This is a genomic window from Skermanella mucosa (assembly GCF_016765655.2).
In the GTDB taxonomy this organism is placed as follows: Bacteria; Pseudomonadota; Alphaproteobacteria; order Azospirillales; family Azospirillaceae; genus Skermanella; species Skermanella mucosa.
On sequence record NZ_CP086109.1, the window covers coordinates 191,134 to 216,736 of the forward strand.

Consider the following 25,603-nt stretch of genomic DNA (forward strand, 5'->3'; position numbering starts at 1 on the left):
CCAGTAGCGGGAATCATCAATGCGTCCGGATCAGCTCGGCGAACTCGCCGTCTTCGCAGCGATCGCCTCCGACCGCAGCTTCACCCGGGCCGCAAGGCGGCTCGGAGTCACGCAGTCGGCGTTGAGCCAGACCATGAAGCGGCTGGAGGGACAACTCGGTTTTCGCCTGCTCTCCCGCACGACGCGCAGCGTCGCCCCGACCGCTGCCGGCGAGCGCCTGCTCGCCACCCTGGCGCCGGCACTGGCCGGATTGGACGACGAGATCGCGGCGCTGGCTCTGACCCGCGGGGCGGCGATCGGCACCGTCCGGATCACGACGGGCAAACACGCCGCAGACACTTTGCTGTGGCCGATGCTCCCGTCCTTCATGCGCCACCACCCCGGCATCGAGGTGGAGGTATGCGTCGAGGGCGGGATGACCGACATCGTGGCCGGCCGCTTCGATGCCGGCATCCGGCTTGGCGAGCGATTGGAGAAGGACATGATCGCGCTCCGGATCGGGCCTCCGCTTCGCGTCGCGGTGGTGGCGGCCCCCGGCTATCTGAGCGACCATCCGGCGCCGATGGAGCCCGCCGACCTCACGGGCCATCGCTGTATCGCCTACGGCGACACCCATGGCGACCTGTCTCCCTGGTCGTTCGAGCGCGACGGCCATGCGGTGACGGTCACACCAGGCCGCGGACCGGTGTTCAACGATGGCGACCTGCTGGTTGCCGCCGCCCTGGAGGGTTTCGGCATCCTCTTCATACTCGAAGATCTGGTGGCGGCGCCGATCGCCGATGGCCGCCTCGTCCGCCTGCTGGAGCCGTGGTGCGAGCCGTTTGCCGGCTACCACCTCTATTACCCCGACCGGCAGGGTACGACGGCCTTCGAACTGTTCAAGGAAGCTCTTCGAGCTGGTTTGGAGCAGGGATGCCGCGGTTGCTCGGGCGGGTGAACGACCTGTCGAAGGGCAGGGACGGCCGCAAGGCTACGTCAGCAGGAAGGTGCTGAGCAGGATCAGCAGGAGCACGGCGGCGCAGGCGATCACGATCCGATGGGTCGATGCCGGGGTGGCGGAGGAAGCCGTGACGGCGGCGGCTTCGGCCATCGGCCGTTCCGGCGGGGGCGGGAGCGGCCGGGTGCCCTCGGCCGGCTGGCGCGGCCGGAGCGGGACGACGCGGTCCCGGTTGTCGTCGGTGGGCTCGGGCAAGCGGAACTCCGGGATTTCCGCGCGGTCGCCGGAATAGCGCGGGCGGCCGGTCAGTTCCTCCTCGATCTCGACGGAGACGCCGGCCTCTTCGAGCTGGACCAGCGCGTGGGCAAGCTCGCTGTCGCTCATGCCGTCGACCGGAAGCACCCGGTTCACTTCGTCGATGGTGACGTATCCCCGGTCGCGGCCCATCTCGGCCAGACGGTGGATGATGGAACTGTCGACAGCCATGGGGCGGCCTCCGGACGGTGTGGAGCGGGGCGTGGGCTATAACAGTCCGGGCGTTCCGGTGTCACCGCCCCTTCCCGGCGAGCTTTTCGGAAACGGCGGCGATGCGGGCGAGTTCCAGGCCGAACCGCGCCGCCATCGCGTCGTCGAGCGGAGTTCCCGCCGACGCGACGCCCTGATTGAAGCTGCGGCGCCAATCGGCGAAGGGGCCGTGGGTTTCGGAATGGTTGGCCGAGGTGTTGACCAGATAGGTTCCGGATACCGGCAGGCGGACGGGCTCGGCGCCGTGCTCCCGGGCGGTTTCCAGCCACAGGTGATGGTCGTGCAGGACCGGGTAGGGATCGCGCCGGAATGGGTCCGGGTGGCCGGGCCGCAGGTTGACGACGGTGCTCGACCCGCAGACCCGATGGAAATCCCCGTCGAAGACTGCGGGGTGGGGCAGGGCGACGCCGCGCAGGGTCCGGAGGTCGGTGGCGAAGCCGGCGGCCACAAGCCCGCCGACATGGTCGGGCGTGACCAGCGCCCGCGCGGTCTCGACCAGGCGGGTATCGACCCAGTCGTCGGCGTCCACGAACATCAGCAGGCCGCCGCCGTCGCGCAAGACCCTGTCGTTGATCGCGTGCTTCTTGCGCCCGCTGTCGAGATTGTCCGGCCTGTTCTCCCCCGCCGGCCAGCCAGCGGCGACGAAAGTGATGCGGGGATCGTCGGGCAGGCGGGACGGGCGGTCGTGGCCGGCGATCACGACCCGGAAATCGGGGTCGGTCTGGGCCAGGACGGAGGCGAGCGTCAGGCCGAGCAGGTCCTGGACCAGGTCCCAGTCGGCGGCCAGTGCCGCCGGGATCAGCGGGATGCCGAAGGTGAAAGGGGTGGACGAAGGCAAGGAAGGTTCTTTCAGGCGTTTCGGGATCGAAGGCTCTCAACGTGCAGGCCGTAGAGTCGGCAGCAGTGTTCGTGCCGCCTCCGGATCCCGGGGTCTTCGAGGAGCGCTTCCAGGGTGGCGCGGGCGCGGGGCAGCTTGGGGAGGATGGTGATGTCCTCCTCGTCGTTCCGGTCGAAGGCGGTCCAGCTCCGGTCGAGATCCCAGGCGATGTCGAGCCCGCCGCCGCGATGGTGCTTGACCCGGTAGTCGTCCCGCGAGCGCGTGTTGTAGTGGTTGACCTGGGCGAGGGTCCAGGAGACCCGGCCGGGCTCGGACTGGAGGAAATCGTTCCGGGATTCGTCGTGGAAATAATCCGGCAGGACGGCGCCGGCGCCGTCCACGTAGCGCAGTTCCCCGTGCCGGCCATCATGGGGGTAACGGGGCTGGTGCGGCATCAGCTTGCACCAGTAGGCGTCGATCTTCGTGAACAGGGTCTTGAAGGATAGATTGACCCCGTCGGCCAGGGCGGCGGCCCGGGTGAAGCGCTCGCACACGGGCGCCCGGCTCCAGTCCCGGTGGCCGGAACTGCCGAAGACGCGCCAGTTGACCAGGAAGGCGGTCGCGTCCGGCACGGTGTCCAGCAGATCGGTCACCCTGCCGTTCCCCACATGGATGTTCAGGAACTCGTCCGCGTCCAGCACCATCGCCCAGTCGGCGTCGCGGACGGCGGGAAGGTCCTGGGCTTGTCCGTACGCCGCGAGCTGGGGCTTGTCGCCGGGACCGACTTCGGTGCGGACATGGGTCAGCACGCCGGCATCCTGGAGGGCGTCGAGCAGGTCGGGCGACCCGTCCACGCAGTCGTTGGTGCAGGCCACGAGGTCGGTGAAGCCGATCGAGCGGTGATACGCGACCCATTCCAGGATGTAGGGGCCTTCGTTCCGCATGGTGCAGGCCAGCACGATCCGGCGGGGATCGCCGGTCCCGGCCCGGGGGGCGGTCATAGGGTACGCCATTTCCTTTTCCGTCCTCCTTCCGATCGCCGGCCTGCGGGAACGGCGTATCCTCAACCCCGGCACGCGGGGAAGATCACGTTCGGAACGGTGATGCGCTGTTGGGCGATCGATGCAAAGATCGTTGGGCGATCAAGGGGATTGATGCCTTCCTGATCGGGTGCGATATCGCCCATGAACTTGCCACCCATATGCGGATGCGTTATGGTAGGTACTTCTTACTACTTACCGTGAGTTCAAGTATGCCCGACGGACTCATCAGTGCCACCGAAGCGAACCGGAACTTCTCCAAGGTCCTGCGCGACGTCGAGGGTGGCGCCCGCGTCACCATCACCAAGGACGGCAAGCCGGTTGCCGTCATCGCCCCGGCGGGATCGCCCGGCTCCGTGGGATGTGAGAAAGCCCGGCAGCGTATGATGGCGCTGCTACAGGAAGGGTTGCCGCTCGGCTTTACCGGCGGCATTGATCGAGATGAGTTGCATTCGCGTTGATCCACGCCGGCCTGGACACCAACATCCTTCTGTACGCTGCGGACAATACCGGAGATGCGGAGAAGCATCGCATAGCCGCTGATCTTCTCGGCCGCTTGAGTGCGGAAGGGTGTGGATTGCTACCGCTTCAGGCACTGACGGAGTTCTACGCGGTTGCGACTCGCAAGAAGCATGTTCCCCTTGAGCGTGCATCCCTCTACCTGGATGCGTGGAGCCATGTTTTCCCAGTGCGCGAGGCGGTGTTCGCCGATGTCGTGGATGCAATGCGCGTCCATCGCGACCACGGCATCCAGTTCTGGGACGGCATGATATGGTCCGTCACCAAGCGGGCCGGAGCCCGGTTTCTGCTGAGTGAGAACTTCCAGGATGGCCGCGAATTGGAAGGTGTCCGCTTCTTGAATCCGTTCATGCAACCCAATATGCGGCTGCTCGAAGACGTCCTGCTTCTCTGACGCGCATATCGGGGAAGGTGAGAATCCGCTTTGATCGGGCGAACCGGCGGGTTAAGTCCATGCGGATCGGATCTTTACCGCCTGACGGGATGCCATGTCGAACCTGGAAATCATTTCCCATCTCCCTACGGAACCGTCCAAGCCGGTGCCCCTGCTGTTCGTCCACGGCGCGTTCTGCGGCGCCTGGATCTGGAACGAGAAGTTCCTGCCGTGGTTCGCCGCCCGGGGCTACGAGGCGCACGCCGTCTCGTTGCGCGGGCATGGAAAGAGCGAGGGACGGGACCGGTTGCACGCGTTCGGCATCGCCGACTACGTCGACGACGTGCTCCAGGCTGCGGAATCCTGCTCCAGCCCGCCGGTGCTGATCGGCCACTCCATGGGCGGCAACGTGGTGCAGCGGGCGCTGGCGGCAGGGCCGGACCTGGCGGGAGGGGTCCTGATGGCATCGGCGCCGCCCCACGGCCTGATGGCCTCGACCATGGGGCTGGCCTGGCGCGATCCCTATGTGTTCAACAAGATGTCGCAGATGCTGATGTTCGGGACCGAGGCGATGGGTTTCGAGGCGCTGTATCGGGCGATGTTCTCCGACTCCATGCCGCGCGCCGAGGCGGCCCGGTACGAGGGCAGGGTCCAGGAGGAGTCGCGCCGGGTCTTCCTCGACATCGGCGGCTGGGTGCCGTTTCCGCCGTTGCCCAAGCGCAAGTTGCCGGTGCTGGTGCTGGGCGCCGAGAAGGACCTGCTGTTCCCGCCGGACCAGGTCCACGCGACGGCCTGGGCGTTCGGCACCGACGCCACGTTCTTCCCCGACATGGGGCATTCCATGATGCTCCAGCCGGGCTGGGAAGGTGTCGCCAGCCATATCGACGGGTGGCTGGCGAGGAGCTTCGCGGCCCGGCCGGTTCACGAGGCGGCGGACTGACGGGTCTTCAGACCCTCAGACCGGGGCCTTGAGGCGGATCACGTTCCAGGACGCCGGCTTGAGGGTGGCCTGGATCCGTTCGCCGCGCACCTGCACGCCGTCGAGCGGCACCGGGCTGACGGCTTCGGGGGCCGCCTTCGTGTTGGCCGTCTGAAGGTCGTCGTGGCGAAGCTCCAGCGCGTGGTCCAGGGCCAGGTCGCTGAAGCCGCGGGCGTCCAGGTCCAGGGTGACCTGCTCCTCCAGGTGGCGGTTCAGGACGAACAGGGTCAGCGACTTGTCCTCCTCGTTGTGGACGGTCGCCAGCTTGACGTAGGGCACGCTCGGCATCGGATAATACAGCTCCTGGCTGCCGCGCGGGTCGTAGTAGCGGGCCGAGTATGTCGGCGAGGACACCTGCGACCGCAGCACCCGGCCGCGCCCCAGGTTGCTCATCTGGGCGAAGGGGTGGAAGATCGTCTGGCGCCAGGCCGGACCGCCGGTCTCCGTCATGATCGGTGCGATGGCGTTGACCAGCTGGGCGAGGCAGGCCGACTTGACCCGGTCGGCATGGTTGAGCAGGGAGATGCAGGCGCCGCCGAAGGTCAGGGCGTCCTCCATCGTGTAGACCTCCTCCAGGATCTGCGGCGCCTCCGGCCAGCCCGGCTTGGCCCGGCCCTCGCCCCGGCCGCGGGTGCGGTACCAGACGTTCCATTCGTCGAAGTTCAGCATGATGCGCTTGTTCGACCGGCGCCGGGCCGCGACCGCGTCGGCGATCGCCACGACCTCGTCGATGAAGCTGTCCATCAGGTCGGGGCTGGCCAGGAAGGCCGCGGTGTCGCCGGCGTAATTGTTGAAGTAGGTGTGCAGCGAGATGAACTCGACATGGTCGAAGGTGTGGTCGAGGACCGTGTATTCCCACTCGCCGAAGGTCGGCATGTTGCGGGCGGAGGAGCCGCAGACCGCCAGTTCGATCGAGGGATCGACCCATTTCATCATCTTGGCCGTCTCGGTCGCGATGCGGCCGTACTCGGTCGCGGTCTTGGTCTCCATCTGCCAGGGACCGTCCATCTCGTTCCCCAGGCACCAGAACTTGACGCCGTGCGGCTGCTCCCAGCCGTGGCTCCGGCGCAGGTCGGACAGGGCGGTGCCGCCGGGATGGTTGCAATATTCGAGGTAGTGGCGGGCGGCGTCGGCGCCGCGGGTGCCGAGATTGACCGCCAGCATCGGCTCGATCCCGGTCTCCCGGCACCAGTCCATGAACTCGTTGGTGCCGAATGTGTTCGGCTCGGTCGTGAACCAGGCGAGGTCGAGCCGCTTGGGCCTGTTCTCCACGGGGCCGACGCCGTCCTCCCAATCGTAGCCGGAGACGAAGTTGCCGCCGGGATAGCGCATGATGGTGGGCGCCAGTTCCTTGACCAGGGCCATGACGTCGCGGCGGAACCCGCGCTCGTCGGCTTGCGGGTGGCCGGGTTCGAAGAGGCCGCCATAGACGCAGCGGCCCAGGTGCTCGACGAAGGCGCCGAACAGACGCCGATCGGTGTCGCCGATGGCGAAATCGCGATCGACCAGAACCTCAGCCTTCAACATGGGGAAGTCTCCTGACTATGGATCTTGTTATCAGTGGGAACGGGCGCGGGCCGGCTCCTGCGGGCGCGCGGGATGGTCTTGGCCGGAGGGCTCCGGCGGGACGTCGGGCGACAGCACCGAGTCCTTGAGCAGGCGGGAATAGGGGTGCTGCGGGTTGGACAGAACTGTCCTGGCGTCGCCGCTCTCCACCACCTCGCCCTTCTGCATGATGATGATGCGGTCGCTGATGTAGTAGGCGGTCGCCAGGTCGTGGGTGATGTAGATGATCGAGACCTTGAGGCTGTCCCGCAGGTCCTTGAACAGGTTGACGATCGCCACCCGCAGGGAGGCGTCGACCATGGACACCGGCTCGTCCGCGACGATCAGCGAGGGGCCGGGGATCAGCGCGCGGGCGATGGCGATGCGCTGGAGCTGGCCGCCCGACAGCTCGTGGGGAAAGCGCCCCTTCACCTCCGCCAGGGACAGGCCAACCTTGCGCAAGGCCCGGTCGGAGGCGGCGTCGGTCTCGGCCGGGGTTCGGGCGTCGGTGAAGTTCCGCGCGGTCATGGTCAGGTAGCGGTCGACCTGCTTCAGCGGGTTGAAGCTCTCGAACGGGTTCTGGAAGATCGGCTGGACCTGGCCCATGAAGCGCATGCGGTCGCGGGTGCGCGTGATGCCCGACAGGTCCTCGCCGCGGAAGCGGAGATGCCCCGAGGTCGGCGCCAGGCCGTTAAGGATCATGCGAGCGAGCGTGGACTTGCCACTGCCGGATTCGCCGATGACCGTGAAGATCTCCGGCCGGTCGGCGGTCAGGCCGAAGCTGACGTCGCGGACCGCATCGACCCGCCGCCGGGACAGCAGGCCGCCGGTCCAGAAGCTGCGGCTGACGCGGTCGACTTCCAGAAGCGGTCCAGTGCTTGCGGGGCCGGTCATTGGCCGGGTCATTGGAAGGTCCCCTCGGTCACGGCGTGGCAGGCGACGCGGTGGCCGCCGGCGAGCGGGCGCAGGGCAGGTACCTCGTGCCGGCAGACATCCATGGCGATCGGGCAACGCGGGTGGAAGCGGCAGCCGGGCGGCGGGTCGGCCAGGTTGGGCGGAGTGCCTTCCAGGCCCTTGCGCGGCTCCGCGTCGCCGATCCGCGGCAGGCTTCGGATCAGGTGCGTGGTGTAGGGGTGGCGCGGGTTGCGGAAGATCTCGCGGGTGGTGCCCTCCTCGACCAGGCGGCCGGCATACATGATGGCCAGCCGGTCGGTCAGGTTGGCGTGGACCGCCATGTCGTGGGTGACGAACAGGATCGAGGCCTTCATCTCCCGCTGGACTTCGCGGATCATGGCCAGGACGCTCTTCTGGACCACCACGTCGAGGGCGGTGGTCGGCTCGTCCGCGATGATGAAGCCGGGGCGGCAGACGGTCGCCAGGGCGATCACCACCCGCTGGCGCATGCCGCCGGACAGCTCGTGCGGGTAGGCGTCGAGCACGGAGGGCTGGAGATGCAGGCGGAGCAGATGGTCCTCGACCGCCTGGAGGAACGCCGGCATGGGCAGTCCCATGTGCCGGAAGGCGAAGTCCACGAAGCTCTGCCGGACCCGCCGCAGCGGGTTCAGCACGCTCATGGAGCCCTGCATGATATAGGCGAGATGCTTCCAGCGGATCGCGGTGCGCTCGGCCGGGCTGAGCGCGTAGAGATCGACCTGGCGGGTCCTGAAATCGAACTTGACCGAGCCGCCGACCACGTTGAGCGGAGGGCGGATGGCGCCCGCGATGGTCTTGATCAGCGAGCTCTTGCCGGACGAGGATTCCCCGGCGATGCCGTAGATCTCGTCATGCCCGATATGCAGGCTGATGTCGTCGACGGCGCGAACCTCGCGGGTGACGCCGAACCAGCGGGTCTGGTAGTAGGCCCGCAGGTTCTCGACCAGGAGCGCCGGGGCCGCCGGCCCTGCGGCCGGGGATGGGGCCGGGAACGGGACCGGCTGGGCGAGCTGGTGGAGTGTCATGCGGTGCCTCCCATCCGGCTGAGCCGGCTGCGGGGGTCGATATATTCGTTGAGGGCGGTCGCCAGCAGGTAGAGCCCGATGAACAGCAGCATCACCGCGATCACCGGCCAGGCGATCCACCACCAGACGCCGGCGACCAGGGCCGTGTGCTGGTTGGCCCAGTACAGCATGCTGCCGATGGTCGGCGTGTTGATGTCGGTGAAGCCCAGGACCGACAGGGTCACCTCCATGCCGATCGACCAATTCATGTTGTTCAGCGTGGTCGAGAAGACGATCGGCAGCACGTAGGGCAGGTGTTCCTGCGTCATGATCTGGCGCGGGCTCATGCCGGAGAAGATGCTCTGCTGGGTGAATTCCCGGGTCCGCAGGCTCATCGCGACGGAGCGGATCAGGCGGGCGTCGTAGGCCCAGCCGAGCGCCGCCATGATCACCGCCAGCAGCACCCAGGACATGCTGTCGCGCATGACGAAGTAGAACAGCACCAGGATCGGGAACAGCGGGATGATGATGAAGGTGTCGTTGATCGACATCAGCACCCGGTCGGTCATCCCGCCCATGTAGCCCGACACCAGCCCGACCGTCAGCGAGATGACCCGGCTGAGCGCCGCCACGGCGAGGCCGAACAGCAGCGTGTTGCGCAGCGCCGCGGCCATCTGCCAGAACACGTCCTGCCCGCGGGACGTTGTGCCCAGCCAGTATTCCCACGACGGCGGCACGTCGGGCGCCACGACGTAGATGTCCTCCGCCGGGTAGGGGGAGAAGAAGGACAGCACCGACAATCCGACGATGGCCAGGGTGATCAGGGTGCCGACGGCGAACTCGATGTTGAAGCGGAGCAGGTCGCGGATGATCTTGAACATGCCGGTCACTCCACCTGGACGCGGGGATCGAGGAGCGGATAGAGCAGGTCGATGACCAGCACCGCCGTGGACACGGCGACGATCGACACCGAGGTGACGCCCAGCACCAGGCTGTAGTCGCCGGCATGGACCGCATCGACCAGCAGCGAGCCGATGCCGGGATAGCCGAACACCTCCTCGGTGATGATGGCGCCGGTGAAGATGGCGCCCAGCGACATGGCGAGGCCGGTGACCTGCGGGACCAGGGCGTTCCGCATCACGTAGGAGGTCAGGATGCGGTGCCGGTCCACGCCGCCCAGTTCGGCATAGACGACATAGTCCTCGGTCACGATGTTGGAGACCAGCGCCCGCATGCCCAGGAACCAGCCGCCCATCCCGACCAGCACCAGCGACAGCGCCGGCAGCAGGGAATGGATGAAGACGCTGTAGGCGAAGGCGAAGCTGAAGCCTTGCTGGACCGCCATGCCCGACCCGCCGCTGATCGGCAGCACCGGCCAGAGGAAGCCGAACAGCACCAGCAGCACGAAGGCCACGACATAGTAGGGCATCGGATGCAGGCCCATGGCGACGAGGCCCAGCGCCTTCAGCACCCTGTTCCGGCGGTAGTATCCGGCGAGCCCGCCCAGCAGGTTGCCGAGCAGCCAGGCGATCAGCGTCGCCACCACCAGCAGGCCGATGGTCCAGGGCAGCGCCCGCAGGATCAGCTCGGAGACCGGCGTCGGGAAGGCCGACAGGGACGGCCCGAAGTCGCCCACGGCGATCCGGCTCCAGAAGGAGAGATACTGCTCCAGCGGGGTGCCGCTCATGCCGTACAGTTCGCGCAGCGACTGACGCATGGTCTCGATCGCTTCGGGGCTGGTGTTGCCGAACGAGGTCAGGGCGGAGATCGTCTGCTCGACCGGGTCGATCGGCGTCGAGTGGGAGATCAGGTAGGTCAGGTTGATGCCGATGAAGACGACCAGCGCGAACTGCATCAGACGCTTCGCCAGGTAGGCGGCGTAGGTTCTCATGGGATTGGTCCTCGGAAACGCGGGGTCCGGGAGGGGCGGCGTCCCGCCGCCCCGGTGCGCGGGACGCGCACCCTCCGTTATTCGTTCGGCCCGTTATTCGCTCGGCCCGTTATTCGCTCGGCTTGAGGCGGACCATCATGTAGCGGGAATTGCCCCAGTTCGGCACCGGGTTGGCGTAGGGGTCCTCGGCGGTCGGGTAGCCGGTCCAGTAGGTGTCGTCCATGGCGACGAACACGTTGTAGGCCATCAGCGGGATGATCGGCATCTCCCGCACCGCCAGCTTGACGTATTCGCGGCCGAGCTCGATCGAGCGCGGATCGTCGAACGAGACGCCGCGGATCTTCTCGATGATCCCGTCCAGCTCGGGCGACGCCCAGCGCATGTAGTTGCGCGGAGCCTGCATCTTGCCCGGAGCGGCCACGTAGTCCGAGTGCCAGCTGTCGAGGAAATAGGCCAGGTCGGGGTGGCCGCCGTAGCTCTCGACGCTCCAGCTGATCAGCGTGTCGAAGTCGCCGGCGTTGCGCCGGTCCAGCATGGTGCCCTGGGCGAGGTCGGTCTTGGCGTCGATGCCGAACTGGCGCCATTGCTGGGCGATCATGGTGCCGGCGCGGGTGATCACCGGGCGGGATTCACCCTCGACCATGACCCGGATCGAGAAGGGCTTGCCGTCCGGCGTGTACCAGCTGCTGCCGCGCTTGGTGTATCCCGCCTTCTGCAGCAGTTCCTGCGCCGCCTGGGGATTGGGCTTCCACCAGCCCATGCCGAACGAGCGGTCGATGCTCGCCTGGTCGGTCGGGATCTGCTCCTTCATGGAAGGGCGCAGCATGTCGGCGATCTGCTTGCCGATAGTCGGATCGTACGGCTTGATCTTCCGCTTGCCGGTATCCAGCTCGAACGACTTCAGCCAGTCCTGCATCGGGATGTGGTAGTCGTCGGGGTGGGTGCCGGTCGGCGGGATGCCGATCGCCGAGATGGTCGCGGCCCCCCGGTACGAGGCCATGGAGACGGCCTTGATGTCGATCAGCAGGGCCAGCGCCCAGCGCACGTCGCGGTCCTGGAACTCGGGCCGCTGGTGGTTGAACAGCAGGGCGGGCAGCGTCGGGTCGGGGTGGGCGTAGGGGAAGTCCTTGAACCAGCCGCGCGAGGACTTCGACTGCTTGGCCAGGGTGAACATGCCCTCCGGCGCCACGTCGTGGACGACGTCGAGATTATGGTTCATCTGCGCGATGACGCGCTTGTCCGGCGGGCCGGCGTCCATGTAGACGGCATATTTCGGTCCCGGTTCGCCGAAGCGACCCAGCGTGGTGCGCTGCCAGTCGTCGCGGCGCTGCCAGATGAACCATTTGCCCTGGGGATCGAAGCTGTGCAGCGCATAGGCCCCGAGCGACACCGGCTTGTTGAAGTCGAACCGCATCGGGTCGGGCGCCTGCTCGAACACATGCTTCGGCATGATCCAGATCGCGTTGAAGCGCACCGTGAAGAGGGCGTGGAAACGGGAGTTCGGCCGCTTCAGCTTGAAGACGACGGTCTGCGGATCGGGCGCCTGCACGCTCTCCACGTTGAGGGAGAGCAGCGGACCCCAGCGCATGCCGGTGTTCTTCATCTGGGTTTCGACGGTGTAGACCACGTCGTCGGCCGTGAATTCGACCCCGTCGCTCCAGAAGATCCCGGGCCGCAGTTTCACCGTCATCTCGGTGAAATCGGCGTTGTACTTTGGGGGCTCGGATGCCAGGGAGTTGTCGATCGGCCCGTCGAGGCCTTTTTCAGGGTCGATGTACCACAGAGTGTCCATGGCAAGCTGTTGAAGACCGGTGTACTGGCCCCCGGCATTGATGGCCCAGATGTTGAACCAGCCCGGATTCTTGATCGTCCCTTCCGGGTTCTCCAGGATCAGCGTTTCTTTCCTGGGCAAGCTGGAGACGACGTCCTGCGACTGGGCGGACGGAGCATACGCGGTCGTGCCGATGAGAAGGGCGACGGCGGCGCACGCGATCGTTCTGAGAATGGGCATTTTCCTCCCTTTCCAGCGATGGGGTCGCTTTGTTCTTTTCTTCTGCTTGATTCGAACGCTAATCCTGTTCGGACCATGGGTCAACAGAAAATTCCATATATATCAGGAAATATGATATATAAAGCCGTTTGCATCGCACCATCGGATCGGAAGTTATTTATGAGTATCGAATTTTTTGATATGGTGGCTTGCCCAGTCCGGAGCATGACGTGAACGACCAGACTTCGATAAGCAGCGACATCCTGAGCATCAGCCCCGACCGGGACGCCGATATCGTCAAGGCGCTGGCATCGCTGCCGAGAATGCAGATCCTGCGCCTGCTCCGCCACCGGGGACCGATGAACGTCAACGAGATCAGCGACGCGCTCTCGCTGCCGCAATCGACGGTCGCGACCAACGTGCAGACGCTGGAGGCCTGCGGCCTGATCGAGACGCGCGCCATGAAGGCCAACAAGGGGCGGCAGAAGGTCTGCTATGCCCGCTACGGCGAGATCATGATCCGGTTCGACGACCCGCCGCTCCAGCAGAAGAGCAACCTGATCGAGGTCGCCATGCCGATCGGGCTCTATACGAGTTGCAGCGTTTCGGCCCCGTGCGGGCTATGCTCGGCGGAGGGGGTGATCGGGCTGCTGGACGTGCCGGACTTCTTCCTGGACCCCAGCCGCATGAAGGCGTCTCTGCTATGGTTCTGGCGCGGCCACGTGGAATACAAGTTCCCCAACAATGCGCGCGTGCTCAACGCCGAGGTCGAGGCGATCGAGTTCACGCTGGAACTGTCGTCCGAGGTGCCGGGAACCAACAGCGACTGGCCGTCGGACATCAGCATCTGGGTCAACGACGTGAAGGTGGGGACCTGGACCTCGCCGGGCGACTATGGCGACAAGCGGGGCCGCTTCACGCCCCGCTGGTGGAAGCTGGAGGGCTCGCAATACGGGCACCTGACCACCTGGATGGTCTCCGGGGCCGGGACCAGCGTCAACGGGACCAAGGCGTCGAACGTGACGCTCGCGCAACTGGGCCTGCTGGACCACCACTCCATCCGCCTGCGGGTCGGGATCGACGAGGGCGCCCAGCGGCCGGGCGGCGTCAACATCTTCGGCAAGGAGTTCGGCAACCACGACCAGGATATCGTGATGCGCATCCATGTGAAGTGACGCCTGCCCGTTGTTTTAATCCGGTCACCTGGATTGCCCGGTTTTCGACCATTCCGTTAGGATCATGCCTGGCCGGCGCCGTCGGTCCGAGTTGCGTTTGCGAAGCCGCTGAGTGAGGCCATGGAAGATTTCTGGTTCGGGGCAATCCTGGGATTGGTCGTCGGCTATGCGATCCGCGCGCTGATCTCCCACATGAGGCGCCGGCGCTTCGCGGCGGAGTACGGCTTCAATCCCCGTTATCCCTCCGGTTGAGGGATGGCGGGGGTGCCCGTCGCCGCAGGCACCCCCGATCCGGGAATCAGTTCTTCGCGGCGCGGATCTTCTCCAGTTCGGCCTGCATCTCGCGGGCGCCTTCCGCGCCGAACTCCTGGACGAACTTGTCCGAGACCGGCTTGGTCAGCTCGCGCAGCTTGGCCGTTTCCTCATCAGAAAGGATCGTCACCTCGACGCCCTTGGACTTGATCTCCTCAAGCGCGGTGGCGTCGAAGGCGCGGATGGTCTGGCGCTCGAAGGCGGTCGCCTCGTTGGCGGCCTCGGTCAGGAGCTGCTGTTCGTCGGGCGTCAGCTTGTCCCAGAACTTCTTGCTCATCAGGAAGGCCCAGACGCTGTAGATGTGGTTGGAAACCACGGTGTGCTTCTGGACCTCGTAGAACTTCGACGCGACCAGGGTCGCCATCGGGTTCTCCTGGCCGTCCACCGTCCCGGTCTCCAGGGCGGTGTAGACCTCGGGGAAGGGCATGGGCAGGGCGTTGGCGCCCAGCGTCTTGAAGGTGTCGATGAACAGCGGGTTCTGGATGACGCGCAGCTTCAGGCCGTCGATGTCCTCCGCCTTGGTGATCGGCCGCCGGTTGTTGCTGATCTGGCGGAAGCCGTTCTCCCAGAAGCCCAGCCCGATCAGGCCCTTCTCCGGCAGCTTCGCCATCAGCTTCCGGCCGAACGGGCCGTCCAGCAGCGCGTCGGCTTCGGACGAGGAATTGAACAGGAAGGGCAGGTTGATCAGGCCGAACTCCTTCAGCCCGGCGATGCCGACCAGGGTCGAGGTGTCGGGGATCGTCATTTCCTGGGTGCCGCCCTGGAGCGACGACACCATGCTGACGTCGTTGCCCAGCAACCCGCCGGCGTACAGCTTGACCTTGATCTTGCCGTCGCTGCGCTGGCCGACCAGCTCCGCGAACTTGGCGACCGCCTGGCCCTGGGGATGGTCGGCGCTCAGGCCGATGCCGACCTTGATGTTGCGCTCCTTGATGTCGGCGGCGCCGGCCGGCGATGCCGCCATGATGCCGGCAAGCACCATGAGTCCGTAGAACTTGGACCGATACACTGAGTGTCCCCTCCGTTGAATTATTCTCCCGCCTCTCTACGATGCCGCGCAGGGCTGATCAACTACCCCTGATGGCGCATCCGTCCGGGGACTGCCGGAACCGCCGGGGCCGCGATCGGCATCGGACCCTGGAACTCGGCGGGCATGAAGCGGTTGCCGTTGCGGACACGCCAACCGCGGGAGAGCCTGCATGCAACGCAAGATCATCGTCACCGGATCGCACGGCGTCATCGGCCGTGCCGCCGCGATCCGGCTGGCAGGCCAGACGGACGCCAAGGTCTATGGGCTGGCCAGGCGCACGGAGCCGGCGATTCCGGGGGTCGAGGCGATCTCGGTGGACCTGACCCGTCCCGACCAGGTGCGGGACGCGGTGGCGGGCATCCGCGACGTCACCCATGTGGTGTTCGGCGCCTATATCGAGAAGCAGACCGCGGCCGAGAAGAGCGAGCTGAACGTCGCGATCCTGCGCAACCTGATGGACGCGGTCGAGGAGACCTCGCCGAACCTCCGGCACGTCACCTTCTACCAGGGCGGCAAGGCCTACGGTGCCGATCTCGGGCCGTTCAAGACGCCGGCGCGGGAGGACGACCCGCGCCTGATGCCGCCGAACTTCTATTACGACCAGGAAGACCACCTGCGCGAACGCCAGCGCGGCAAGGACTGGGCCTTCACGGCGCTTCGGCCGGAGGCGGTGTGCGGTTTCGCCGTGGGCAACCCGATGAACCTGTCCATGGTGATCGCGGTCTATGCCGCCATCTCGAAGGAACTGGGCATCCCGCTGCGCTTTCCCGGCACCGAGGCGGCGTACCGGGCGCTCTATCAGGTCACGTCGGCCGACATCCTGGCGGAGGCCGCGGACTGGGCGGGGCGGACGCCGGCCGCGCGCAACGAGATCTTCAACATCACCAACGGCGACTATTTCCGCTGGCAGCACATGTGGCCGAAGATCGCCCGCATGTTCGGCATGGACTGGGCCGACCCGGTGCCGACGCCGCTGACGACCTACATGACCGACAAGGGTCCGCTGTGGGACCGCATGGTCGCCAAGTACGGGCTGCAGCCGATCGTCTATGAGAAGATCGCCTCCTGGGCGTTCGGCGATTTCATCTTCAACAGCGGCTTCGACAATATCAGCAGCACGATCAAGGCGCGCCAGGCCGGCTTCCACGCCTGCATCGACACGGAATACATGTTCGAGGGCCTGTTCCGCCGGCTGCGGGACGACAGGATCATTCCGCCGCTGCCCTGAAACACGATGAAATCCAGGAGAACGACATGAAGGGAATCGTACTGCGCTCGCCCGGAGGGCTGGACCGGCTGGAGCTGGTCGACATGCCCGACCCCGGCGCCCCGGGTCCCGGCAAGATCCGGGTCCGGATCCGCGCCAGTTCGCTGAACTACCATGACTACGGCGTCGTGAGCGGACGGATGCCGACGGCGGACGGGCGCATACCCATGTCCGACGGCGCCGGCACCGTCGAGGCCGTGGGCGAGGGGGTGACCGGCTTCGCGGTGGGCGACGACGTCGTTTCCGTCTTTTTCCCGCAGTGGCAGGACGGGCCGGCCGACGTCGGCGATTTTTCCACCGTGCCCGGTGACGGCGTTGACGGCTATGCCCGGGAGGTCGTGGTGCGTCCCGCCACCTGGTTCACAACCGTGCCCAAGGGCTACGGCCATGCCGAGGCGGCGACCCTGACGACGGCCGGGCTGACCGCCTGGCGCGCCCTGGTGGTCGACGGCGGGCTGAAGGCGGGGGACGTGGTGCTGGTGCTGGGCACCGGCGGCGTCTCGGTCTTCGCTCTCCAGTACGCGAAGATGATGGGTGCCACCGTCATCGCCACCTCCTCGTCGGACGAGAAGCTGGAGCGGGTGCGGGCGCTCGGCGCCGACTACACGATCAACTACCGGCAGCACGAGGATTGGGGCAAGCGGGCCCGGGACTGGACCGGCGGGCGCGGCGTGGACCATGTGGTCGAGGTCGGCGGGCCGGGGACCCTGGCGCAGTCCATCGCCGCGGTGCGCGTCGGCGGGCACATCTCGCTGATCGGCGTGCTGACCGGCCGCGCCGGAGAGGTCCCGACCGCCGTGCTGATGGCGAAGCAGGCCCGCCTGCAGGGCCTGATCGTGGGCAACCGGCGCCATCAGAACGATCTGGTGCGCGCGATCGAGACGACCGGCGTACGGCCGGTGATCGACCGCGGCTTCGCCCTGGGCGAGATCGCCGACGCCTTCCGGTACCAGGAATCGGGAAGCCATTTCGGCAAGATCTGCCTGGAGTTCTGACGGGCCTTGCCGAAAGATGCCGAATATGGTCAGATCAATCTGACCATATTCGGAGATGGACCGATGCCGCCGACCGTCGTGACCGTCAGCGTGACGGAGTTCAAAGCAAAATGCCTGGCGCTGTTCGATGATCTGGAAGGCCGTAAGGTCGCCAGGATCGTCGTCACGCGCCATGGTAAGCCGGTGGCGGAATTGACGCCGCCGCCGACCGAGATGGCACCGCTTTTCGGAGCGCACCGGGGATCGGTCAGTGTCCTGCACGATGCCGATCTGACGCAGCCGACCTTCGACGAGGACGAGTTCGATGTCGAAGGCGGGCGGTGAAAGATGCCGCTCCTCGATACGCACACCATCCTGTGGCTCGACGGCGGCCTGCCCATGACGCAGGAGGCGCTCGACGCGATCGAGGAGGCGCGCCCCAAGGGCGGAGTCCTGGTGTCGCCGGTATCGGCATGGGAGATCGGCACGCTCGTGCGGAAGGGCCGGATCGTCCTGGATGTCGATCCCGTGTCGTGGATCCATCGCTTTCTCGGCCAGCCGGGAGTCCGCCAGGTTCCGCTCACGGTCGACGCGGCCGCCGGATCCTCTTTCCTGCCCGAGTCGTTCCACGGCGATCCGGCGGACCGGATGCTCGTCGCGAGCGCCCGGCAACTTGGCGTACCGATGATCACGAGGGACCGGAAGATCCTGGAATACGCGGCGTCCACCTCGGCAGTTCGGGCGATCCGCTGTTGATGGGCCGCAGGGCATCGTCGCCCTGGGGGACCAATGCACACCGACCCCCGGAGGGCCATCATGAGCCGCATCCTCCATATCCTGAACGGCCCGAACCTGAACCTGCTGGGTAAGTGCCAGCCGGCGATCTACGGATACGAGACCCTGGCCGGCGTCGAGGCCCATTGCCGGCGGACCGTGTCTTCGAGGCGGTCCGGCGAAGGTTACCGGCAGTGAGGTTGCCAGCGGTTCGCTGAAGCCGACGCGGACGTGCGCATGGCGATGAAGGCGATGCTGCGGGACCGGTCGCCGATCGACGCGCTGATGGGAGAGGATGCGCCTTGTCATGATTTGCAAAACGGGAACCAGCACTTGGCTTTTTCGCAGTATGCGAGGTTTTGTAAGATTAACAAAAAATAAATCACTTCGATCGTTGATAAGGGCTGACGATCTTGTGCCGATTTTCTGTCATTCCCGGAGCCTGAGGAGCCAAACACAGAAATAATATGAACTTTCATATATCGCTTTTTATCTACTTCGAGTTGGCATGCTTCATGCTCTCTAAATGGGACCTCATCAAGGCTTCGGTGGCAGGCGTGTCGACTCGTGCCGCGAATTGTCTTTTTTCGGTCAAGGGACGGCTCGTCGGATGAGCCGCCAATCATGCGAGGCGCAAGTGAATACGATTTCAACAACGCAGCGGCAGGGTCCGGCGCATTTCTTCGGCAATCTGAAGACCCAGACCAAAATCAATGCCGGCTTCGGTGCCCTCCTCGCCGTTCTGATCGGTCTCGGCGGGTTGTTCTGGTTTTCCGCCCAGGACGGTGAAAACAACCTCCGCAACTACACGGTCCAGACCAATGTGGCGGGCAGCATCTCCGACGCGGAGTCGGAGATCCTTCAGGCCCGTCTGGCCGTCCGGCAGTTCATCGAGAGCGGCGACAAGAAGCATGTCGCCGACTTCGAGGCGAAGTGGCGCCTCGCCGACGATGCCCTGGCCGCCGCGAGGGCCTTGATGACGATGCCTGAGAACATCAGGGTTGTCGAAGAAATCCTGGATATGAAGACCTTCTACAGCTCGTCCCTTCAGAGCATAGTTGAGAAGAACGCACGCAAGACCACCCAGGAAGCACAGATCCTGACCGACCTGGGCGCCAAGCTGCGCAAGGTCCTGACCGACTTGCGTGTCGCGGAGATCAATGGCGGCAGCCCCGAAACGATCGCCAAGTCGGCACAGGCCGGCGAGAGCTTCCTTCTGGCGCGGGTGGTCGCCGCACGCTTCCTGGACTCCAAGAATAAGAAGGAGGAGGCCGACCGCGTCGCCAAGGAACTCGACGGAGTCGGTAGGCAGCTCACCGAACTGACGGCCCTGTCGCTGGCTCCGGGACAGGCGGAACGGCTGAGCGAGGCGCGGAAACTGCTCTCGGACTACGCCGAGGGTTTCGCGGAAATCGCCGGGCTGACGCTGGACATCGAAGCCGCCGTCGACCGGATGGCCGAGACCATGGCCCCGCTTCAGGATAAGACGGAGGTCATCCTGAACGCTTCCAAAGACCTGCGGGCGGCGGTGCAGGCCGCAGCGACCGAAGACGCGGCGACCGCCAAGACTGCGGCGCTGGCGTTCTGTGGTGCCGCTTTGGCCATCGGGCTGGTGCTGGCTTGGCTGATCGGGCGCAGTATCGCGGTGCCGGTGATCTCCATGACCGATGCCATGCGGCGGCTTGCCGGCGGCGATACCGATGTCGCGATACCGGCGGTCGGGCGGAAGGACGAGATCGGCCAGATGGCCGTCACGGTGCAGGTCTTCAAGGACAACATGATCCGCACCCGCGAGATGGAGCGGGAAGCCAGGGAGGCCGGGGCGCGGGCCGCCGCCGAGCGCAAGGCGGCGATGCTGAAGCTCGCCGACTCCTTCGAGGCCAGCGTCAAGGGGATCGTCGAGACGGTGGCCTCCGCCGCCACCGAGATGCAGAGCACGGCCGCGGTGATGACCCATACCGCGGACACCACCAGCCAGCAGGCGACGGCGGTGGCCGCCGCGTCGGAACAGGCTTCGGCCAACGTCCAGACCGTGGCCGCCGCGACCGAGGAGCTGTCCTCCTCCATCGCCGAAATCGGCCGGCAGGTCAGCAGCTCCAGCCAGATCGCCGGCCAGGCGGTGGCGGAAGCCGAACGGACCAACGAGACCATGAAGGTGCTGGTCCAGGCGGCCGAGCAGATCGGCCAGGTGGTGGAGCTGATCAACACCATCGCCGGGCAGACCAACCTGCTGGCGCTGAACGCCACCATCGAGGCGGCGCGGGCCGGGGAGGCCGGCAAGGGCTTCGCGGTGGTGGCCTCGGAGGTCAAGTCGCTGGCGACCCAGACCGCCCGCGCGACCGAGGAGATCAAGTCGAAGGTGGGCGAGATCCAGGGGGCGACCGGCGGCGCCCAGGCGGCGATCGACGGGATCGGCAGGATCATCGGGCAGATGAACGAGATCACCACGACCATCGCCGCCGCGATCGAGGAGCAGAGCGCCGCCACCCGCGACATCTCCTCCAACGTCAGCCAGGCCTCGCGGGGAACCGACGAGGTGTCGGTGAACATCACCGGCGTGACCCAGGCCGCCGGGGAGACGGGGGCCGCCGCTTCCCAGGTGCTCGGCGCTTCGGAAGGGCTGGCGCGGGATGCCGAGAGGCTGCGCATCGAGGTGACGAACTTCATCGCGACCGTGCGGGCCGCATAACTTCTCCTGTTCTGAACCCGGCCCCGCGGTGTTCGCCGCGGGGCTTTCGTCCGGGATATGCTTCCAAACCATTTACCTGAGGTTCCGGATACGCCCGTTTGGGCGCCCGACGCTCAATGGATCAGCACCTCGCCTTTGCCGATATCCGCCAATCCATGGATCACGACCTGGAACTCGACATCGGGCTCATCATCAGTGTTGACGGTGACCAAGGTATCGCCCCGTGATGACGGTAGGTGAGTTGACCGCGTCGGGGATCGCCACTCGCGCCGATAGAGCTGAGTTCTAGCCGGCGCGCCTTACAGCTGCGCCATTGGGTAGACTGGTGGAATATACCTTTAAGTATGAATAAAATGCCGCCTAGCCAAAGGTGTCTATACCGATATTCTTTTACATTAAAAAAATCACAGATGTAATATGGTTTCTCTTCATTCAAATGCGAGCCGTCACACAGTGACGGATTTGGCAATAAATAAACCTTTTGGTATATCAATCAAACGTCGAAAAGTACGAAATTTAAGTTCCTATATCAGAAGAGTAATTGCTCACGGGGTTGGCGGATCGCGAGCCGTCAGGTGACGGCGAAGGTTCCACCGACGAGGTGGCGTACGGCGGTCCAGGCGGATTGACCTTGCCGACGCGCCGTTCCTGTCACGGATCGATACCCGGCGTGGATGCCGGGTCCCCAGTCGGATCGGAAGCCGTTGGTGACCTTGCGGAAGACCACGGACGGGCGAATTTCCTGCTCGCTGGCGTTGTTGGTCGGCGGCACGCGGCGGTCGGCGAGGAAGACGAAGAACTTGCCGCGCCATGCCTTGACCAGCCGCTGCAACTCGCGTCCGGCCGGATGGGCGGCGGGGGTACCGACCAGGGCATCGAGGCCGCGCTCGGCCTTTGCGGCGTAGGCGGCAAGCGTGCTGTCCTTCAGGCCCGGTCTTCGTTTGCCGACGCGGATGGCCCAGAGCAGGTGATCGCGGATCCTGGGTGCGACCATGGTGTCGCCGCAGTCGATGGCGTACTGCACGTCCCTGAGAACGTGGGCCAGGCAGACCTGGTGGACCCGTCCCAGTTCCTGCTGCCCGGCGTAGCGGTCGGAGATCCAGACCTCGGGCCGATGCCCGCCCAGGATCCCGGCGGCCACCGCCCGGGCGCGGCTGGGGGCGATGGTGTGCAGCACGGCTTGCCCGGAATGGAACACCCATTGCCAGTGGATCACGCCGTTGACCCGCGTCGTGGTCTCGTCCGAGGCGATGACGGAAGCCCCCAGGAGTTTGGCCTTGATCGCCGCGCAGGCCGTGTCGAACGCCGTGCCCATGCGGCGCAACGCATTGGCGATGGCGCCCTCTGAGATCGTCAGTCCGAACAACTCCTCCAGCATCCGCGACAGCCGCTCGAAGCCGACATGATGGCTGTGGTGCAGATAGGCCAGCAGTGCCCGGATGCCCGGTCCGAACGGGGTGCCCGGCGGCATGGCGGCGGGCGGGGCGGCCCGGTAGCGCCGCCCGCAATCGCCGCACCGGCCGCCGAACAGCTCGACCCGCGTCACCACCGGGCGGATCACCGGAAGGTCGATGTGGTCGTAGCGGTGCCGGCACCGCTGGGCGCTCTCGGGCACCGCCGTCCCGCAATGCGGGCAGCCCTCGACCAGGCGGCGCTCGGTCCGGTCCGGATCGTCGGCCAGCGGGCGCGATACTCCGGGGCGCGACGGCCGCGGCTTGCGCCGGCGCTTGGCGTCCGCCGTACGCGACGCACCGCCGGGGCCGTCCTGCGACGGCGGAATGTGCGAATTGGCCGACGTCTTCCGCGGCTTCCCGATCAGCGCTTCCAGTTCGGCAACCCGCGCCGCCAGACGCTCGATCAGCGCCGCCTGCTCGACCAGCAGGGCGTCCTTCTCAGCCTCACTCAGACGGTAACGCGGCGGTTTCTCCATCCCATCCTTGACTCATATTCCAAGCCGCAGCGCAACCCTTTTCGCCAACCCCGTGAGCAATCACTCAGAAGAACGTGCTCAGAAATTAAAATTCGACTGGTTGATCTTTTTTGAAGTGATTGAAATCAAAAAAATCCACTTCACTTGGAAGGAGTGTGTGCATGTCATCACAATCCGATGAGATCGAAACCGTCCCCTAAGTTTCTTGGCGGGATGAATCAGGAACTCGATGAGGACCCATGTAGTTCCTGTGGACTGTCTTGATCTGTTAAAATCATGACCACGTAGAGATCGGGCTGCGATCTCTGGCAGAATGCACTCTTGAGCGCATTGTGCGCGGCATCGCACGCTGTAAATCTCAGTGGCTACCTGGAGTGAGAAAGATGAAACGTAGGACGTTTCTTCAAGCCGCTCTTGCGTTCTCTTTTTGTAGCGGCTTCCAATCCGAAACGACCGCTGCCAATGCTGCCACCGCCGTCACAGCTACGGGCAGGTTGACCACGATCGCTCGTAAGGTATTCCATACCCGGGCAGGCAACAGATACAGGATCTGTTGGACCGCCAGCAGCACCGCCGGTACTTTCCGGGTTACCAAATCGGCCATTCGGTGGTTGCCACCCTTCCTGAACAATCCGACCGTCATAGACTTGAATAAAGTTGCCGCTGACAAGAAAATTTGGACATTCGGCGCGACGGAAGATGTGGTCTTTTTGCCAAAGTCAACACCTTGGACTCATGACCGTCTCCAAACCGTCGGCGGCCGGAACATCGTCTTGATCGGTGGCAAATTCGCTCCCAACTACTTTGGCAGCGCGGTCGGTACACTGAATTTCACTCGCAACCACGGTACGGTTTACATTGAAGGTATTCATGTCGACCATGCCCGTGTCGGCTCTAAGGATGGAGTAGGCTATTTTCACGAGCCGGGTGCATCCAGTGGTAACTTCATCATGCAAAACTGCCGGATAGAGAACATCAAAGGTTCACTGAACGGAACCCACGGCGATTGCTTTCAGCCGCAAGGGTCGGTCAAGAACTTAGGTTTCTATAACGTCACCACGACGACGCAGTACCAGGCTTTCATGCTGGAACCAAGGAACCGGCTTGGATACTCGATCGGCACGATCACGATGGAGCGTGTCGAGGCAGCCAAGCTTCCCGGTCAGGACAGACGGTCCTGGCTCTACTATTTGGTCCATCCGCATTCCCGGTGCAGGGCGAGTGCGCCAGAGGGTGAGGATAACCATATGAGGAGAAACGCTTTTCCCCGAGAGTGCCGTCTTCTCCGTGTCCAATTCGTTGCTGTCCCTGCTCCCTGCCGGTCTCGCGGTTGAGCAGGTTGTCGTCCACCCTGATCGTGTCGTCGTCGCCGTTCGTGCTCGCGCCGCCACAGCGTCCTGTCCCTTGTGCCGGCGCCGCTCGCGTCGCGTCCACAGCCGCTACATCCGGCATCTTGGGGATCTCCCCTGGCAAGGCCGGATAGGCCATCTCGATCTTCAGGTCCGGCGCTTTCGCTGCTCCGCCCCCGGATGCCCGCGCCGGATCTTCGCCGAGCGCCTGCCGGAGGTGGCCCTGCCGAGGGTTCGGCGGACCGTCCGCCTCGCCGAGGCGCAGCGCCGCATCGCCCTGCATGCCGGAGGCGAGTCGGGCGCCCGCTTGGCGGACCGGCTCGCCATGCCGGTCAGCGGCGACACCCTGCTGCGCCTGATCCGGGCGGCTCCCCTCCCGGTGGCACCGTCCCCGCGCGTCGTCGGCATCGATGACTGGGCCTGGCGGCGTGGCCGGCGCTACGGCACCCTCATCGTCGATCTGGAGCGCAGCCGCCCCATTGACCTGCTGCCCGATCGCGACGGAGAAACAGTCGCCGCTTGGCTGAAGGCACACCCCGGCGTGGAGATCGTCGCCCGAGACCGGGCCGGTGCCTATGCCGACGGCGCCCGGACCGGCGCCCCGGACGCGGTCCAGGTGGCTGACCGTTGGCATCTTCTGCGCAATCTCGGCGACGCCCTGGCCGGCGTTCTCGACCGGCATCACCGGGCCATCCGCACTGCGACCAAGGCAGCCACGGCGGTGACGACGGTTCCGGTTCCCAACGCTCCGCCGGAGTCCCGGCCTCTGACCCGCAGCCAGCAGCGCACGCTGGACAAGCGGGCGGCGCGGCAGGCCCGTTTCGAGGAAGTTGCAGCACTGAACGCCCGCGGCTGGTCCCAGAGTGCTATCTCCCGCAGCACCGGCCTGGACCGTGCCACGATTCGGACATGGCTGCGGGCGGGCCGGCCTCCGTCGTGGAGCAAACCGGCTTATGGGAGCACAATCGACCGCCATGCCGAGTACCTGCGGCAGCGCTGGGCCGAGGGCTGCACCAACACCGCCCGGCTGTGGCGGGAAATCCGTGACCGGGGCTATTCGGGCCGGCCCAAGACCGTGCAGGAATGGGTTCGGCGCCGGTTGCGGGGCACCGGTGCGGGGTCTGCCGACGCGGCGTCGTCCGCGACCGCCTGGAAAGCACCCTCCGGCCGGCGCGCGGCGTGGCTGGTGGTGGCCGATGCCGACGAGATCGACGACACCGCAGGGAAGTTCGTCGAGGCGCTGCTTGCCGGATCGCCGGACCTGACCGCGGTGATCGCGCTGGCGCGGGAGTTCCGTACGATGGTGCGGGAGAGGCGGGCCGACGGATTAGATCCGTGGCTCGCGGCAGCGCAGGGAACGGCGCTGGCCGGGTTTGCCGGCGGCCTGAAACGGGACTTGGCGGCGGTTCGTGCCGGGCTGTCGCTGTCATGGAGCAGCGGCCCGGTGGAAGGTCAGGTCAGTCGGCTCAAGACGATCAAGCGTACCATGTGCGGGCGGGCTGGCTTCGACCTGTTGCGCTATCGGGTTCTGGAGGCCGCATGACATCGGA

General features: G+C 65.7%; 24 protein-coding genes and 1 pseudogene. 14 read left to right on the plus strand and 11 right to left on the minus strand.

The annotated features are described in order from the left end of the window. The first annotated feature begins 19 nt into the window (after positions 1–19). Positions 20–937, plus strand: coding sequence for a LysR family transcriptional regulator (locus JL100_RS35765; protein ID WP_202685065.1), 918 nt, complete (start codon positions 20–22; stop codon positions 935–937). 33 nt (positions 938–970) lie between these two features. On the opposite strand, the gene JL100_RS35770 is transcribed toward JL100_RS35765, so the two are convergent. The 3 genes from JL100_RS35770 to JL100_RS35780 form a co-directional block, all read right to left on the minus strand. Then, positions 971–1,423 carry an RNA polymerase sigma factor region1.1 domain-containing protein gene (locus tag JL100_RS35770; RefSeq protein ID WP_202685066.1) on the minus strand — a complete coding sequence of 151 codons (453 nt, stop codon included), beginning with the start codon at positions 1,421–1,423 and terminating at the stop codon, positions 971–973. Positions 1,424–1,484: 61 nt separating this feature from the next. Further along, a complete protein-coding gene (locus JL100_RS35775) occupies positions 1,485–2,300 on the minus strand; it encodes a glycosyltransferase family A protein (RefSeq protein ID WP_202685067.1) in 816 nt (271 codons plus the stop codon). A gap of 11 nt (positions 2,301–2,311) precedes the next feature. After that, a complete protein-coding gene (locus JL100_RS35780) occupies positions 2,312–3,292 on the minus strand; it encodes a glycosyltransferase family 2 protein (RefSeq protein ID WP_202685068.1) in 981 nt (326 codons plus the stop codon). A gap of 98 nt (positions 3,293–3,390) precedes the next feature. On the opposite strand from JL100_RS35780, the gene JL100_RS35785 reads away from it, so the two are divergent. From JL100_RS35785 to JL100_RS35795, 3 genes are all read left to right on the plus strand, one after another. Then, positions 3,391–3,780 (plus strand): type II toxin-antitoxin system Phd/YefM family antitoxin, encoded by a 390-nt coding sequence (locus JL100_RS35785; RefSeq protein WP_202685069.1) that lies wholly within the window; start codon positions 3,391–3,393, stop codon positions 3,778–3,780. Continuing rightward, positions 3,777–4,232 (plus strand): PIN domain-containing protein, encoded by a 456-nt coding sequence (locus JL100_RS35790; RefSeq protein ID WP_202685070.1) that lies wholly within the window; start codon positions 3,777–3,779, stop codon positions 4,230–4,232. Before JL100_RS35785 ends, JL100_RS35790 begins: the two co-directional genes overlap by 4 nt. Before the next feature lie 94 nt (positions 4,233–4,326). After that, complete coding sequence (locus tag JL100_RS35795) at positions 4,327–5,151, plus strand: alpha/beta hydrolase (protein ID WP_202685071.1); 825 nt, start codon at positions 4,327–4,329, stop codon at positions 5,149–5,151. A gap of 15 nt (positions 5,152–5,166) precedes the next feature. Here JL100_RS35795 and arfA read toward each other — a convergent pair whose 3' ends face one another. The 6 genes from arfA to JL100_RS35825 all read right to left on the minus strand — a co-directional run bounded on the left by arfA (position 5,167) and on the right by JL100_RS35825 (position 12,574). After that, entirely contained in the window at positions 5,167–6,717 is a 1,551-nt protein-coding gene (arfA, locus tag JL100_RS35800) for an arabinosylfuranosidase ArfA (protein WP_228421777.1), read from the minus strand. Between the two features lie 30 nt (positions 6,718–6,747). Then, positions 6,748–7,641 (minus strand): ABC transporter ATP-binding protein, encoded by an 894-nt coding sequence (locus tag JL100_RS35805; protein ID WP_228421779.1) that lies wholly within the window; start codon positions 7,639–7,641, stop codon positions 6,748–6,750. Next, positions 7,638–8,693, minus strand: a complete 1,056-nt coding sequence (locus JL100_RS35810) for an ABC transporter ATP-binding protein (protein ID WP_202685072.1) — start codon at positions 8,691–8,693, stop codon at positions 7,638–7,640. Before JL100_RS35810 ends, JL100_RS35805 begins: the two co-directional genes overlap by 4 nt. Beyond that, positions 8,690–9,553: an ABC transporter permease gene (locus JL100_RS35815; RefSeq protein ID WP_202685073.1), complete on the minus strand. Its 864-nt coding sequence runs from the start codon at positions 9,551–9,553 to the stop codon at positions 8,690–8,692. The genes JL100_RS35810 and JL100_RS35815 overlap by 4 nt, the downstream gene beginning before the upstream one ends. Before the next feature lie 5 nt (positions 9,554–9,558). Continuing rightward, positions 9,559–10,563, minus strand: a complete 1,005-nt coding sequence (locus tag JL100_RS35820; RefSeq protein WP_202685074.1) for an ABC transporter permease — start codon at positions 10,561–10,563, stop codon at positions 9,559–9,561. Positions 10,564–10,672: 109 nt separating this feature from the next. Beyond that, positions 10,673–12,574, minus strand: a complete 1,902-nt coding sequence (locus JL100_RS35825; RefSeq protein ID WP_202685075.1) for an ABC transporter substrate-binding protein — start codon at positions 12,572–12,574, stop codon at positions 10,673–10,675. A 227-nt stretch (positions 12,575–12,801) separates the two neighbouring features. Between JL100_RS35825 and JL100_RS35830 the strand changes: the two genes are divergently transcribed. Together JL100_RS35830 and JL100_RS36625 are read left to right on the plus strand one after the other, a co-directional pair. Further along, positions 12,802–13,728: an ArsR/SmtB family transcription factor gene (locus JL100_RS35830; protein WP_202685083.1), complete on the plus strand. Its 927-nt coding sequence runs from the start codon at positions 12,802–12,804 to the stop codon at positions 13,726–13,728. 120 nt (positions 13,729–13,848) lie between these two features. Beyond that, positions 13,849–13,980, plus strand: coding sequence for a hypothetical protein (locus tag JL100_RS36625; RefSeq protein ID WP_267133580.1), 132 nt, complete (start codon positions 13,849–13,851; stop codon positions 13,978–13,980). Between the two features lie 46 nt (positions 13,981–14,026). On the opposite strand, the gene JL100_RS35835 is transcribed toward JL100_RS36625, so the two are convergent. Then, positions 14,027–15,022, minus strand: coding sequence for a TRAP transporter substrate-binding protein (locus tag JL100_RS35835; protein ID WP_202685084.1), 996 nt, complete (start codon positions 15,020–15,022; stop codon positions 14,027–14,029). A gap of 217 nt (positions 15,023–15,239) precedes the next feature. Between JL100_RS35835 and JL100_RS35840 the strand changes: the two genes are divergently transcribed. From JL100_RS35840 to JL100_RS35865, 6 genes and pseudogenes are all read left to right on the plus strand, one after another. Beyond that, positions 15,240–16,298, plus strand: a complete 1,059-nt coding sequence (locus tag JL100_RS35840; protein WP_202685076.1) for an SDR family oxidoreductase — start codon at positions 15,240–15,242, stop codon at positions 16,296–16,298. 26 nt (positions 16,299–16,324) lie between these two features. Next, entirely contained in the window at positions 16,325–17,332 is a 1,008-nt protein-coding gene (locus JL100_RS35845) for a zinc-dependent alcohol dehydrogenase family protein (RefSeq protein ID WP_202685077.1), read from the plus strand. A gap of 6 nt (positions 17,333–17,338) precedes the next feature. Beyond that, positions 17,339–17,656, plus strand: a complete 318-nt coding sequence (locus tag JL100_RS35850) for a type II toxin-antitoxin system Phd/YefM family antitoxin (RefSeq protein ID WP_228421780.1) — start codon at positions 17,339–17,341, stop codon at positions 17,654–17,656. 3 nt (positions 17,657–17,659) lie between these two features. Continuing rightward, complete coding sequence (locus JL100_RS35855; protein WP_202685078.1) at positions 17,660–18,067, plus strand: type II toxin-antitoxin system VapC family toxin; 408 nt, start codon at positions 17,660–17,662, stop codon at positions 18,065–18,067. Positions 18,068–18,127: 60 nt separating this feature from the next. Continuing rightward, positions 18,128–18,238: pseudogene (locus JL100_RS35860) on the plus strand (type II 3-dehydroquinate dehydratase); the annotation flags it as partial. Between the two features lie 484 nt (positions 18,239–18,722). Next, positions 18,723–20,774, plus strand: coding sequence for a HAMP domain-containing methyl-accepting chemotaxis protein (locus JL100_RS35865; protein WP_228421782.1), 2,052 nt, complete (start codon positions 18,723–18,725; stop codon positions 20,772–20,774). A gap of 571 nt (positions 20,775–21,345) precedes the next feature. On the opposite strand, the gene tnpC is transcribed toward JL100_RS35865, so the two are convergent. Beyond that, positions 21,346–22,704, minus strand: coding sequence for an IS66 family transposase (tnpC, locus tag JL100_RS35870; RefSeq protein ID WP_202685838.1), 1,359 nt, complete (start codon positions 22,702–22,704; stop codon positions 21,346–21,348). A gap of 383 nt (positions 22,705–23,087) precedes the next feature. On the opposite strand from tnpC, the gene JL100_RS35875 reads away from it, so the two are divergent. Together JL100_RS35875 and JL100_RS35880 are read left to right on the plus strand one after the other, a co-directional pair. Further along, on the plus strand, positions 23,088–24,038 hold the full coding sequence (locus tag JL100_RS35875; RefSeq protein WP_228421783.1) for a hypothetical protein: 951 nt from the start codon (positions 23,088–23,090) through the stop codon (positions 24,036–24,038). After that, positions 23,992–25,596: an ISL3 family transposase gene (locus tag JL100_RS35880; RefSeq protein WP_228420934.1), complete on the plus strand. Its 1,605-nt coding sequence runs from the start codon at positions 23,992–23,994 to the stop codon at positions 25,594–25,596. The genes JL100_RS35875 and JL100_RS35880 overlap by 47 nt, the downstream gene beginning before the upstream one ends. The last annotated feature ends 7 nt before the right edge of the window (positions 25,597–25,603 follow it).

Coding starts and splice junctions, on each gene's coding strand:
- JL100_RS35765 (WP_202685065.1), top strand. CDS start 20: ATGCGTCCGGATCAGCTCGGCGAACTCGCCGTCTTCGCAGCGATCGCC.
- JL100_RS35770 (WP_202685066.1), bottom strand. CDS start 1,423: ATGGCTGTCGACAGTTCCATCATCCACCGTCTGGCCGAGATGGGCCGC.
- JL100_RS35780 (WP_202685068.1), bottom strand. CDS start 3,292: ATGGCGTACCCTATGACCGCCCCCCGGGCCGGGACCGGCGATCCCCGC.
- JL100_RS35795 (WP_202685071.1), top strand. CDS start 4,327: ATGTCGAACCTGGAAATCATTTCCCATCTCCCTACGGAACCGTCCAAG.
- arfA (WP_228421777.1), bottom strand. CDS start 6,717: ATGTTGAAGGCTGAGGTTCTGGTCGATCGCGATTTCGCCATCGGCGAC.
- JL100_RS35805 (WP_228421779.1), bottom strand. CDS start 7,641: ATGACCCGGCCAATGACCGGCCCCGCAAGCACTGGACCGCTTCTGGAA.
- JL100_RS35810 (WP_202685072.1), bottom strand. CDS start 8,693: ATGACACTCCACCAGCTCGCCCAGCCGGTCCCGTTCCCGGCCCCATCC.
- JL100_RS35815 (WP_202685073.1), bottom strand. CDS start 9,553: ATGTTCAAGATCATCCGCGACCTGCTCCGCTTCAACATCGAGTTCGCC.
- JL100_RS35820 (WP_202685074.1), bottom strand. CDS start 10,563: ATGAGAACCTACGCCGCCTACCTGGCGAAGCGTCTGATGCAGTTCGCG.
- JL100_RS35825 (WP_202685075.1), bottom strand. CDS start 12,574: ATGCCCATTCTCAGAACGATCGCGTGCGCCGCCGTCGCCCTTCTCATC.
- JL100_RS36625 (WP_267133580.1), top strand. CDS start 13,849: ATGGAAGATTTCTGGTTCGGGGCAATCCTGGGATTGGTCGTCGGCTAT.
- JL100_RS35835 (WP_202685084.1), bottom strand. CDS start 15,022: ATGGTGCTTGCCGGCATCATGGCGGCATCGCCGGCCGGCGCCGCCGAC.
- JL100_RS35840 (WP_202685076.1), top strand. CDS start 15,240: ATGCAACGCAAGATCATCGTCACCGGATCGCACGGCGTCATCGGCCGT.
- JL100_RS35845 (WP_202685077.1), top strand. CDS start 16,325: ATGAAGGGAATCGTACTGCGCTCGCCCGGAGGGCTGGACCGGCTGGAG.
- JL100_RS35855 (WP_202685078.1), top strand. CDS start 17,660: ATGCCGCTCCTCGATACGCACACCATCCTGTGGCTCGACGGCGGCCTG.
- tnpC (WP_202685838.1), bottom strand. CDS start 22,704: ATGGAGAAACCGCCGCGTTACCGTCTGAGTGAGGCTGAGAAGGACGCC.
- JL100_RS35875 (WP_228421783.1), top strand. CDS start 23,088: ATGAAACGTAGGACGTTTCTTCAAGCCGCTCTTGCGTTCTCTTTTTGT.